The organism is Massilia sp. TSP1-1-2, assembly GCF_049896185.1.
In the GTDB taxonomy this organism is placed as follows: domain Bacteria; phylum Pseudomonadota; class Gammaproteobacteria; order Burkholderiales; family Burkholderiaceae_D; genus Telluria_A.
The window spans coordinates 1-12133 of sequence record NZ_JAFCTU010000050.1; the positions used below are offsets into that span (position 1 = coordinate 1).

Here is a 12133-nt window from a genome sequence, read left to right on the forward strand (position 1 = left end):
GGAATGCTGGAGGTCTTGCTTCGGGCCTTCACAGGCAATCCTATCCAGCTCGCAGCATAGCGGCTGAACAGTCACAAAGAATCGTTCCAATCAGTGTCAGGTCTTTTCCCATATATTTCTCGGCAACTCGGCGCCGCTACGGGCCGAAATCGATTCGTGCAAAAGCTGCGAAGTTACTGGCGCTGCAAAATTCCATCACCAATCCCCTTGCGCGTTAATTAAAAATTTGAAGACACCCGTTACGGACAGCTGACGTTCCACGGGTCGTAAGCCAGCGCCGTGCGGCGCGCCCATACCCGCGCTGTCGGCCCCCGGTCACTCTGGTAAGTCAGCGTGGCCATCTCTTCACTGCCGTTGACGAAAATACTGACATCGATGGCGCTCAAGCGGTAGTTGTAGGCGCGCTGGGCGGCGCACGCGGTATTCCCGGCAAACAGCAAGCGGGCGCGGGTCAGCAGTATTGCCTGCTGCTCGATGAGCGCCAGGATGTCGGTGTCGGGCATGCGTTGACCCAGGGCGATTCGGTTGGCCGGCGCGCTGCAGCCAGCCGACGCGTGCCACGCGAATTGCTGCACCTGGCCGGGACGCCACGCGCCGTCATAGGCAAAGGTGCTGCGGTCCATGCGGCACAGGGCGCGCAGCGCGCGGCGTGGCGGCGCGTCGACATACGCTTCGATGCGCCAGGCGGCGGTGGCGCTATCGCGGCTGATTTGATAGATGGGCGGCGTGGCGGGCGATGCCTTCGCCTGCTGTCGGTAGTAGGCTTCGAAGGCGGCGCGTTCCTGATCGGTCGGGGAGCGATTTTCGGTGGCGTGCGCCATGACCGACATCAGCATCAAGGCGCACAGCAGTAGCGGTTTGGGCCGCAGGCGGTTCATGGCGGCATGCGCTTCGCTTTTCCGCCCTACCTTCATCATCCAGCGCGCTGTCGTTGTCATGTCGCGTAACGATATCACACTCAATTGAGCATGCTCTGGCCGCTGGCGCCGCTGGCACCGCCGCCGCCACCGTGCAGCTGGCTGTGCAGCCGGAAGCCTTCGCGTATATTCTCGCGCAGCACCGCGCCCTTCCAAGGCTTGGTGTAAAAGCGGTCGATCGCGCCATGGTTGATGGCGGCCATGATCGGGGTCAGGTCGGCATACGCCGAGAGCATGATGCGGAAGGTATCCGGGCACAGGTTCTTGACCCGCTCCATGAATTCCGTCCCGCTCATCAAGGGCATGCACTGGTCGCACAGGATCACGTGCACTTTGTTGCGCGCCAAAATATCAAAGCCTTCGGCCGCCGTCTGCGCCGTCAGGATGCGGTAGCCGTCCTGCGCCAGAAAGTCCGACAGCACGTCGAGCATGAAGGCGTCGTCGTCGACGATGAGCAGCGTTTGCTGCCCGCCCAGCGTATCGTCGACCGGCGCGGCGAGCGACTTGCCTTCGGCGAGCATGGCCTCGAAATCGGCCTCCGACACCGGTTTGCTGAAGTAATACCCCTGCATCTCGTCGCAGCCGTGGCGCCGCAGGTAGGCCAGTTGCGCGTCGCGCTCCACCCCTTCGGCGATCACCTGCAGTTTCAGGCTGTGCGCCATGTTGATGATGGCCAGCACGATGGCCGCGTCGTCCGGATTGCTGGTCACTTCGCGCACGAACGCGATGTCGATTTTCAGCTTGTCGATCGGGAAGCGCTTCAGGTAAGCCAGGCTGGAATACCCGGTACCGAAGTCGTCGATCGATATCTGGATTCCCAGCGCCTTCAGGTTGCGCAGCACCGTGATGGTGTCTTCGGCGTTCGACATCAGCGAGCTTTCCGTCAGCTCGAGCTCAAGCAATTCGGGCGCGATCTCGTGCACCTTGAGCGCATTGAGCACTTCTTCTTCCAGCCCGCCCAGAAAGAACTGCACGCCAGAGACGTTGACCGACAAATGCACCGGCCCGGTCTTGGACTTGCCCCACTTGCTGATCATGCGGCAGGCTTCATTGAGCACCCAGGTCCCGACCGGCACAATCAGGCCGGTTTCTTCGAGCACCGGGATGAACAGCGCGGGCGAGACCATGCCGTGGCCGGGCCGCTTCCAGCGGATCAGCGCTTCGGCCCCGCTGATGCGGCCCGAACCGATGTGCACCTTGGGCTGCAGATAAACCACGAATTCCTGGTTGTCGATGGCGCGCCGCAGCGCGTTTTCCAGGTCCAGGCGCGCCAGCGACTGCGCGTTCATCTCCGCGGTAAAAAAGCGATAGGCATCACGCCCGGCTTCCTTGGCGCGGTACATGGCGGTGTCGGCATACTTGATCAGCGTGTCGGCGTCGAGCCCGTCGTCAGGATAGATGGTGATGCCGATGCTGGCGGTGACGGTCACTTCATGGCCGCCCAGGTCAAACGGACGGCGCAAACCGTCGCGGATCTTGTCGACCACGGCCAGCGCGCCCTGCGGGCCTTCGGGCAGCATCAGGATGGCGGCAAATTCGTCGCCCCCAAAGCGCCCGATAGTGTCGCGCACGCGCAGCGATTCGACCAGGCGCGTGGCAAACTGGCGCAGCAGCTCGTCGCCGCACGGGTGGCCCAGCGTGTCGTTGATGTTCTTGAAGCGGTCGACGTCCAGGAACAGCACCCCCACCGACCAGTGGTGCTCGGCCGCCTGCTCCAGCGCGCGCGTGAGCGCAGAATAAAACTGGCTGCGGTTGGGCAGGCCGGTCAGGGTGTCGAAGTGGGCCAGCTTGAGCAGGAGCAGTTCGGCTTCCTTGCGTTCGGTGATGTCACGCGCGACGGCCACCAGCACCCAGCTCGCGCCCGAGCGCAGCGTGCGCCGCTGCACCTCGACCGCCACCTGGGTGCCGTTCCTGCGGTTCACCTGCAGTTCGGCCATGGCGCCGGACTGGTCGCCGGCGAGCAGCTTGTCGTACAAATCCTGCAGGCTGGCGCGGTCCGAACCCTGCACGTTTTGCGTGCCCAGCGCGAGGAAGTCTTCGCGTTCGTAGCCGAGCATGCGGCAGGCGGTGGCGTTGACGTCCACAAAACAGGCGCCAGAACGGTCAATCAGGAAAATCGCGTCGGCGGTGGCGTCCATCGCCGTGCGAAAGCGGCGCAAGTCTTCGTCGAGCCGAATGCGCGCTGTCATGTCGGCCGTCAGCTGGGCGTGGTGGCGCTTGATTTCCTCGTACAGCAGCAAGTTTTCGTAGGCCACCGCGATCTGCGCGCTGACGGTCACGGCCACCCGTTCGTCAACTTCCGAAAAGCCGTCGGCGCCCAGCTTGTCGACCAGGTACAGCCAGCCGTGGGCGCGCTCGCGCGAGGCGATCGGCACGCCCAGAAACGAGTGCACCGGCGGATGCCCTTGCGGCAGGCCGATCGCGCGCGGGTCGCCGTTGATGCCGTCGATGCGCACCGGCTGGCGCTTTTCGAGCAGCGTATTAAGCACGCCCACGCGCGGCGTGCCGGCCACCACGCGCGCCTGCTTGTCGCCGCATGAAGAAAAATAACTCAGTTCGTCGGCGCCTTCGTCGAGCACGCCGATGCAGGCATATTTGGACACACAAATGTTTTGCGCCACGCGGCAGCCGATTTCAATCAGGGCGGCCGGGTCGCGCTCGGCGCCCAGTTCAATGCCAAGCTCAATGAGCGAGGTCAGGCGCAGGCTCACCGCCTGCAGGCTGGAGAGCGAATTGGACAGGCGGTCCGTCATCAGCGCCAGCTCGTGCGACGGCGACGGCGCCGGCGCATTGGCGTCGCTGGCCAAGCGCGAGAGGACCTGGGTGCTCGACTCGACCTGCTCAAGGTACTCGGCCATCTGGCTGTCGATCAGGTCCATGCGGCCGGCGTCGGTGTCGACGTTGGTAAAGGGGCTTGCCGCTTCCGGTTCGGTCAGGCCGAGCGCTTCGTGCACGGCGCGCAAAATGACGTCGGGGTCGGACGGCTTGGGCAGCACCCAGCGCACGCCGCACGATTCGGCGATCTGGTTAGCCTCGCGCTCGCGGTAGGTGGCTGTGTAAAAAATCACGGGCACGTTGGCGGTGGCCGGGTCGCCGTGCAGGCGCGTGACGAATTCGTAGCCGTCCATCTCGGGCATCAGGATGTCGGAGATGATCAGGTCGGGCAGTTCGCGCTGCACCATGGCCAGGCCATCGACGCCGTTGGCCGCTTCAATCAAACGGTGCCCGTCGTAGCCAAGCAGCGTGCGCAAAAATTCGCGGTTCAGGACATGGTCATCAACGATCAGGATGGTGGCGCGCTTGGCTGGCGGCGCAGGTTCAGCTGCGGCGCGGCTGCGCAGGAAGGTTTCGAGTTCGGCAACAAAGGTATCGGGCTCGATCGGCTTGCCGACGTAGCCGTCAAAGCCGGCGGCGAGCAGGCGCTCGCGGTCGCCCACCATGGCCAGCGCGGTCACGGCCAGCACCGGAATATGGCACATGGCCGGATCGGCCTTGAGCGCGGCAACCACGCCGTAGCCGTCGAGTTTGGGCAGGTGCACGTCGCAGATGATCAGGTCCGGCTTGGTCTCGCGCGCAGTCTCCACGCCACTGGTGCCGTCGATGGCCATGAACGGCGTGTAGCCGAAGGCCGTCAACAGGTACACCATCAACTCCATGTTGGTGGGATTGTCTTCAATGATGAGGATCCGTGCAGACACGCTTTGCGCTCCCGTCCTGTGCTTGCAGCCAGGGCCATATCGCCCATTACCACAAATTAATACGTAAAAACATTGTCCACGACAATAGTTTCTGACTGTATCACGCCTGCCAGACCCCATGCCATACAATATTTATTGAGCGAACATCTCGGCAATCTCCTGCATCAGGCGCTGCAGGACGCGCACGTTGCGACCCAGCGCCACGTGGCCGATGCCGCCGAAGGCAATGCAGCGCGCACCAGGCAGCACGCTGGACGTTTGCGGCGCGACAATGTTGTCATGGTGCGTATAGAACGACGTGATCAAGGAACGCGTGGCAGCGTCTTCGGAGCGGGCAAGTTCACGCAGCCAAGCGCTTTCCGGGGCGTCGGCAACGCCGGGCGCGCGCCGCATCTGGGCGGCATTGCGCCCGATCCCCATGTTGGCAAGGCTGGTGCCGTGGTGCGGCGTACCCATCGTAAATATATGCGCGATGTTGGCGGCACCGTGTTCGCGTACGTATGCGCGGGCAACCAGGCCGCCCATGCTGTGCGCCACGATGATTACTTTTGCTATGTTGGATTTTGAACACAGGGAGGCGACCGCGCGTTCCACCAGCGGGACGTAATCGTCGATGGCGCCAAGAATCGGCTCCAGGTCGAGCGACGCGTGGCTGATGCGCGACGCGTCCAGCAAGGGGGTCAGCTGCGACCAGTAACCACTGTTGCATCCATAACCATGTATCAATAATACGGGCGGCAGCGTGGCATCATCGTAGATGCGCTCCCCGGCGCAGGCGATCGGCATGAACCAGGACGACTGCAGCAGCGTGGCCATGAACTCTTCGCCGAACAGGCGCAGCTGGGCGCCGCGCCCGAGCAAAAAGTCGTCCGGCGTGATGCTGGAAAAACGCGCCGTCATGGCGAAATTATTCGCCGTGATGAGCACGCGCACCAGCAGCACCAGGCCGGCGCCGGCCGCCAGCGCCAGCGGCCAGTAACTCACGGCGCCCGTGCCCACCAGCGCGTATGCGAACGCAAGAGCGCACGCAGCCTGCACCAGCAGCAGCCACCGCAGCAGCACGCGCGTGCTCATCGCGTACTCCTCATTCAAGCAACCAGGCGCGCCGCAGGTTTGCCGGTCAGCTCCTGCGCCAGCGCGCTGGCCAGGCGCGCGGTAATGCCGTAGATCGACAGTTGCGGATTGGCGCCGATGGAGGTGGGGAACAGCGAGCCGTCGTGCACCGACAGGTTGGCCACGCCGTGATAGCGCCCGTTCGCGCCCACCACCCCGCGTTTGACATCATCGGACAGCGCGCAGCCGCCCATTACGTGGGCCGACACCACGCGCGTGATGTGCGCCTTGTACGGCAGCGCCGCGATGCCTTTTTTGGCCTGCGCCCAGCTGGTGTAGCGTTCGGCCAGTTCGTGCACCGGCTGCACCGTTTTGGCGCCGGCGGCAAACTGGATTTCGGCCATCGTCAAGTGCGCGCGGCGCACGCCGTTCCAGACGAATTCGGTCATCGGGTAATCCAGCACGGGCGAACCGTCGCTGGCCAGGCCCACGCTGCCGCCGGGCGAATCGTCGTGAAAGCCGTCGCGCAGCAGCGCCAGCAAGCCGTGCACGTGCGGGAACATGGCCATGGTGTCGGCATGCGCCTTGCCAAAGCCTGCCATCGTGGTCGACAGCAGCAGCGGATGCAGCGGCGGGGCTTCGAGCTTGTAGCCGATGGCGCCGTCGATCGGCTGGGTGTCCATGAAATGGTCGGAATAAATCGTTTGCGGCGCGCCGGCGTAGCCGTCCACGCGCTGCTCAAAAACGCCGGCCGAGATCACGGTCGGGTGCAAAAAAGTGCGCTTGCCCAGCAAGCCATACGGGTCGGGTGCGTGCGAGCGCAGCAGCAGCGCCGGCGAATTGATCGCGCCGCCGGCCACCACGAAATGCTTTGCGCGCAGCGTCAGCTTGCGCCCGGTGGGCATGACGCCGGTGGCGTCGAGCGCGGTAATTTCAAGCGCCTCGACCCGGTCGCCCTTGAACAGCAGGCGCTCGGCGCGCGCGCGGGTGACGAGCGTGGCGTTGTGGTTGAGCGCCGACGGGATGGTAGTGACCAGCATCGACTGCTTGGCGTTGGTGGGGCAGCCCATGCCGCAGTAACCCAGGTTCCAGCACCCTTTCACATTGCGCATGATGGCGGCGGCGGGAATGCCCAGCTGGGCGGCGCCGCGCTTGAGCAGGTCGTTGTTTTCGTTGGGCGGCGTCATCCAGGTGGAAACGTTGAGGCGCTCTTCCATCATCAGGAACCAGGGCGCGAGCGCCTCGGGCGTATAGCTGGACAGGCCGAAGTGCTTGCCCCAGTACTCGAGCGTGGGCGTGGGCGTGCGAAAGCTCGACGTCCAGTTGACGGTGGTCGAGCCGCCCACGGTGCGGCCCTGCAAAATGTTGATCGCCTTGTCGGCCGTTTTGCGCGCGGCCGATTCCTGGTACAGGGCGGGATAGGCGTCGGCCTCGCGCATCTTGAAGTCTTTTGACGACTTGAGCGCGCCTTCTTCGACGATGATAACGAACAGGCCGGACTTGGCGAGGATTTCGGCCGTGACGCCGCCGCCGGCGCCGCTGCCGATGATCACCACGTCCGCTTCCATGCTGCGGTCGGACGCGATGGTGGAGGCGTCGAGCACTTTCCAGCCGGCGGCCAGGCCCGCCTGGATCGGGTCGGGAATCATTGCGCTGTTGCTCATGCGAGTTCTTTCATGGGGCCGGGGTAACCGATGGCGGCCCAACTGGCCGGGTCGGCATACCAGGAGCCGATGATCAGGTCGTGCAGCGCGTGGTATGCCGTTTGCAGCATGGCCAGGCTGTGGAAGCGCCATTCCTGCAAAAAGCTGCCGACCTGGGCGTCAGTGGCGTGGGCCCAGCCGCCGGACACGCCAGTCAGCGCGCGGCGCGCCGGCGCCAGCGCGAGCAGGCCGAACAAATCCTGGACTTCCTTTTGCGCTGTCAGTGGCAAGCCCAGGATGGCCTGGTGCACGCGGCCGGTGGTGGCCGACACGGCGGCGGCACGCTGCGCGGGGTCGGCGGGCAAGGAGCCGGCCAGCATCGCGGGTACGATGGCGTCAAGCGCCGCTTTGGCTTCGCCGTCCAGCACGAAGCGCTGCAAGGGGCCGGCCGGATGCAGATAGCGCCAGAACCCGCCGCCGGCCGCGAGCGTCAGCGCCCCGAGCGCGCCCACTTTTAGAAACGTCCTTCGAGTTGCAGCCATGTCCCTGATTCCATGTTGTTTTTCCTAGTGTACGCCAAAGCGCCAGGGGAAAATCAGCGAAGAGTAGAGTGATCCATCTACTCGTTTCTGGTACAACATCGACATGAAGAAAGTAAAACTTGCCCAAAGGCTAGAACAACAGTTGCGCATGGTGGCCGCCGAGCGGCAAGCGGCCAAGCGCGATCCGGCGCTCTTGGCCGCGCGCGTGGCGCTCAAGCGTTACCAGTCGGCGCGCCTGACCGGCACCCACGCCGACTTGCTGGCCAATCCCAACACGCGCGACGCGGCCGCGTTTTTCCTCGACGAGCTGTACGGCTCGCACGACCTGAGCCAGCGCGACATGGACCTGGAGCGCATCATCCCGACGCTGCAAAAAATGCTGTCGTACGAGTCGCTGCATACGATCACCGAGGCGATCGTGCTTGACGCCTTGTCCGAGCGGCTCGACACGGCGATGGCGCGCGTGCTGGGGACCGATTTCACCGAGGGCATGTATGTGGCGGCGTACCGCACCGCGACCACGCGTGAAGAGCGCGAAGAGCAGCTGGTCCTGGTGCAGCAACTGGGCGCCTCGCTGTGCGAACTGGTGACGATACCGCTGCTGGCGGTGACGCTGTCGATCATGACGGCGCCGGCCAAGCTGGCGGGGCTGGGCCAGTTGCACAAGTTCCTCGATCGCGGCTTCACCACCTTTAAAAAGATGAAGCAGCCGGCGCAGTTCGTCGACACCATTGTCAGTCGCGAACGACAAGTCATGACCAACATCTACAACGGCCGCATGGACCCGTTTGACGTGATCTAGGCAACAGCGCAGCGCTAGTGTTTCTTGAGGATGTGGCGGGCGATGCCGCGCAGGATGTTGACTTCTTCCGTCTCGAGCTGGGTGCGGGAAAACAACCGTTTTAATCTGGGCATCAGCTTTTTGGGATTATCCGCATCCAGGAAATCAATGGCCACCAGCGCTTGCTCGAGGTGCGCGAACATGCCGTCGATCTGCTCCAGGCTGGCCGCGTCGCCATGAAAGCCCACCTCGCTCGCGGGCGCCGCCACCCCGTCGGCCACCCGGCACTCGTACGCCAGCACCTGCAGCGCCTGCGCCAGGTTGAGCGAGGAATAGGCCGGGTTGGCGGGAATGTTGATCAAGACATTGCACTGTTCGACGATGTGATTGGGCAACCCGAAGCGCTCGTTGCCAAAAATGAGCGCCGCATTGAGCTCGCCCTGCCCCGCCACATGCTGGGCAAATGCGCGCGGCATCCACACCGGGGGCGAAAATTCGCGCAGCCTGGCCGACACCGCCGCGGCAAAATTGCATCCTTCCAGCGCCTCGGCCATGCTGCCGACGATGCGCGCACCTTCCAGCACATCCTGCGCGCCGCTGGCAAAGGCCACCGCTTCCGGGTCCTGCAAGGCATCGGCAAAGCGCGGATTGACCAGCACCAGCTGGCCAAAACCCATGGTTTTCATGGCCCGTGCGGCAGCGCCGATATTGCCGGCGCGGCTGGTTTCAACCAGCACAAAACGCAGGCGCGGAAAAACAGAAGTGGGTGTTTCGGGCAGGTTCATTTAAAATAGCGCTATCGCGCGGGTTCGATTCGGTTACAGGCAGCTTTGCAACGTTGTTGCAAGTTCGTTGCTGATGCTGCGATTTTAACCATTTCAACCCCGCACCGCTCTTTAATTCATTCTTGTTCTCGACCGTTCGCTGCGCCTATGGAGGCGCCGTGGGCATTCGCGTTCTTTTACCGGAAGCTCATCATGCACCCAATGCTCAATACGGCGATCAAGGCAGCTCGCCGCGCCGCCACCGTGATCCAACGCGCCTCATTCGACGTCGATCGCGTTGTTGTTACTGAAAAACAACACAACGACTTCGTCACCGATGTCGACCAGGCGGCCGAACAAGCCATCATCGAGACGCTGCTCAAGGCTTACCCCGAGCACGCCATCCTGGCCGAAGAGTCCGGTGCATCGCGCAACCTGAACGACGAGAGTGAATTCGTGTGGATCATCGACCCGATCGATGGCACCACCAACTTCATGCACGGCTACGCCAACTATTGCGTCTCGATCGCCCTGGCGCACCGCGGCATCATCACCAACGCCGTGGTCTACGATCCGGTGCGCAATGACTTGTTTACCGCCACCAAGGGCGCCGGCGCCTACCTCAACGACAAGCGCATCCGCGTCACCAAGCACGACCGCGTCGCCAATACCCTGCTCGCTTCCGGTCACGGCGCCGGCCCGCGCGCGCTCGACGAGTACATGAAGATGTACCAGGTCATGGCCGAACGCTGCCAGGCCATCCGCACCGCCGGCTCGGCCGCGCTCGATTTGGCCAACGTGGCCGCCGGGCGCTGCGACGGCTTCTACGAAAAAGGCTTGAAGGCTTGGGATATCGCCGCCGGCTCGCTGCTGGTGACGGAAGCAGGCGGCATCGTCGGCGAATTTTCCGGCGAGTCCGACTACCTGTACAAAGGCGACATCATCGCCGCCAGCCCCAAGGTGTTCGGCCAGATGGTCACGCTGTTGTCGCCTTTCGCCTGAACTAGCGTAAAATGCGGCACTAAGCAGTATCGGGAACCACCAAAGGTTCCCGCTCCCCTCTTAAAATTTCCACGGCGTAACTGGTTTCGATTAGACTCCCTGTTGTTATGCTGCAATGTCCGGTGGCCCTGATCCAGTGCCGTGCCACCACGGATTTTCTAATATTGATTGCCTGCGACTGGCGCCTTTACCGGCGACGGGCCGATCTTCACCATAAAGTTAACATGTCATTCTCAAAACTCGGCCTGTCCGATGCCATCGTTCGCGCAGTCACCGAACACGGTTACACCGTCCCTACCCCGATCCAGACCCAGGCGATTCCCGCCGTTCTGGCCGGCGGCGACCTGCTCGCCGGTGCGCAAACAGGTACCGGCAAGACCGCCGGCTTTACGCTGCCCATCTTGAATCGCCTCTCGACCGACGCCGTCGGCGCGGCCTTGACGAGCAAAAATACCCCACGCGCCGTGCGCTGCCTGATCCTGACCCCGACGCGTGAACTGGCCGCCCAGGTCGAGGAAAGCGTGCGTGTCTACGGTAAATATACCAACCTCAATTCGACCGTGATTTTCGGCGGCGTCGGCATCAACCCCCAAATCAAGCAGCTCAAGCATGGCGTCGACATCCTGGTCGCCACGCCGGGCCGTTTGCTCGATCACATGGAACAGCGCACCGTCGACCTGTCCAAGATTGAAATCCTGATCCTGGACGAAGCGGACCGCATGCTGGACATGGGCTTCATCCGCGACATCAAGAAAGTGCTGGCCGTGCTGCCGAAGAAGCGCCAGAACCTGTTGTTCTCGGCCACCTTCTCCGAAGAAATCAAGGCCCTGGCCGATGGCTTGCTCGACAAGCCGGCAATGATCGAAGTGGCGCGCCGCAATTCGACAGTGGAAGTCATTTCCCAGAAAATCCACCCGGTCGACCGCGACAAAAAGCACGCCATGCTGGCGCACCTGATCAAGACCAACAAGTGGACGCAGGTGCTGGTATTCATGCGCACCAAGCACGGCGCCAACAAGCTGGTCGAGCAACTGAATGGCGACGGCATCGGCGCCATGGCCATTCACGGCAACAAGAGCCAGACCGCGCGCACCAAGGCGCTGGCCGAGTTCAAGACCGGCCAGTTGCAAGTGCTGGTGGCGACCGACATCGCCGCGCGCGGTATCGACATCGACCAGTTGCCGCACGTGGTCAACTACGATTTGCCGAACATTCCTGAAGACTATGTGCACCGCATCGGCCGCACGGGCCGCGCCGGCGCGACCGGCGAAGCGGTTTCGCTGGTGTGCGTGGACGAGCATGAAATGTTGAAAGACATTGAAAAGCTGATCAAGCAAACGCTGCCGCGCGAAATTATCGCCGGTTTCGAGCCGGATCCGAATGCACGCGCGCAAGCAATCCAGCTGCGCAGCGGCGCGCCAGGACATGGCGGTCGCGGCGGTCGCTCCGGTGGTGGTGGCGGCGGCCAGGTAGTCAAGGTCGGCGCCACCAACCGCAATACGTCAAAGCCACGCAGCGCCGCCGGCCCTGCCGGTGCCGGCGGTGGTGCAGCGAGCCGTGGCCCGCGTCCGGCCCCGGCGCATCGCTCGGGTGGCCGCGGACGCTAAGTCCCGCTGCTTCCGACACAGGCCGTGCCCTTGCAGAAAAGCAAGCGCACGGTTTTTTTATGTCAGCACGCCTGGAAAAATGGTATATCCTTGCTCACTCAAGGACCGATACAACATAACGAAAGG

General features: G+C 63.3%; 10 protein-coding genes. 4 read left to right on the forward strand and 6 right to left on the reverse strand.

Annotated elements, in window-relative coordinates; genetic code table 11:
* The coding region (locus ACP7BV_RS25295) for a hypothetical protein (protein WP_426107654.1) at window positions 1-218 on the forward strand (218 nt) is incomplete at its 5' end.
* Window positions 219-239: 21 nt separating this feature from the next.
* On the opposite strand, the gene ACP7BV_RS25300 is transcribed toward ACP7BV_RS25295, so the two are convergent.
* From ACP7BV_RS25300 to ACP7BV_RS25320, 5 genes are all read right to left on the reverse strand, one after another.
* On the reverse strand, window positions 240-938 hold the full coding sequence (locus ACP7BV_RS25300) for a hypothetical protein (protein WP_426107655.1): 699 nt from the start codon (window positions 936-938) through the stop codon (window positions 240-242).
* Between the two features lie 20 nt (window positions 939-958).
* Entirely contained in the window at window positions 959-4615 is a 3657-nt protein-coding gene (locus ACP7BV_RS25305) for an EAL domain-containing protein (protein ID WP_426107656.1), read from the reverse strand.
* A 132-nt stretch (window positions 4616-4747) separates the two neighbouring features.
* Complete coding sequence (locus ACP7BV_RS25310) at window positions 4748-5689, reverse strand: esterase/lipase family protein (protein ID WP_426107657.1); 942 nt, start codon at window positions 5687-5689, stop codon at window positions 4748-4750.
* Window positions 5690-5703: 14 nt separating this feature from the next.
* The gene (locus tag ACP7BV_RS25315) at window positions 5704-7332 is read right to left on the reverse strand and encodes a GMC family oxidoreductase N-terminal domain-containing protein (RefSeq protein ID WP_426107658.1); all 1629 of its coding nucleotides are present in this window, start codon (window positions 7330-7332) and stop codon (window positions 5704-5706) included.
* Window positions 7329-7853 carry a hypothetical protein gene (locus ACP7BV_RS25320; protein WP_426107659.1) on the reverse strand — a complete coding sequence of 175 codons (525 nt, stop codon included), beginning with the start codon at window positions 7851-7853 and terminating at the stop codon, window positions 7329-7331. The genes ACP7BV_RS25315 and ACP7BV_RS25320 overlap by 4 nt, the downstream gene beginning before the upstream one ends.
* Window positions 7854-7956: 103 nt before the next feature.
* Here ACP7BV_RS25320 and ACP7BV_RS25325 point away from each other — a divergent pair, with 103 nt between their 5' ends.
* Window positions 7957-8655, forward strand: coding sequence for an FFLEELY motif protein (locus tag ACP7BV_RS25325; RefSeq protein WP_426107660.1), 699 nt, complete (start codon window positions 7957-7959; stop codon window positions 8653-8655).
* Window positions 8656-8669: 14 nt separating this feature from the next.
* On the opposite strand, the gene ACP7BV_RS25330 is transcribed toward ACP7BV_RS25325, so the two are convergent.
* Window positions 8670-9419: an RNA methyltransferase gene (locus tag ACP7BV_RS25330; RefSeq protein WP_426107661.1), complete on the reverse strand. Its 750-nt coding sequence runs from the start codon at window positions 9417-9419 to the stop codon at window positions 8670-8672.
* Window positions 9420-9620: 201 nt separating this feature from the next.
* On the opposite strand from ACP7BV_RS25330, the gene ACP7BV_RS25335 reads away from it, so the two are divergent.
* Both ACP7BV_RS25335 and ACP7BV_RS25340 read left to right on the forward strand, forming a co-directional pair.
* Window positions 9621-10400 (forward strand): inositol monophosphatase family protein, encoded by a 780-nt coding sequence (locus ACP7BV_RS25335; protein WP_426107683.1) that lies wholly within the window; start codon window positions 9621-9623, stop codon window positions 10398-10400.
* A gap of 224 nt (window positions 10401-10624) precedes the next feature.
* Window positions 10625-12007 (forward strand): DEAD/DEAH box helicase, encoded by a 1383-nt coding sequence (locus tag ACP7BV_RS25340; RefSeq protein ID WP_426107662.1) that lies wholly within the window; start codon window positions 10625-10627, stop codon window positions 12005-12007.
* Window positions 12008-12133: the final 126 nt, after the last annotated feature.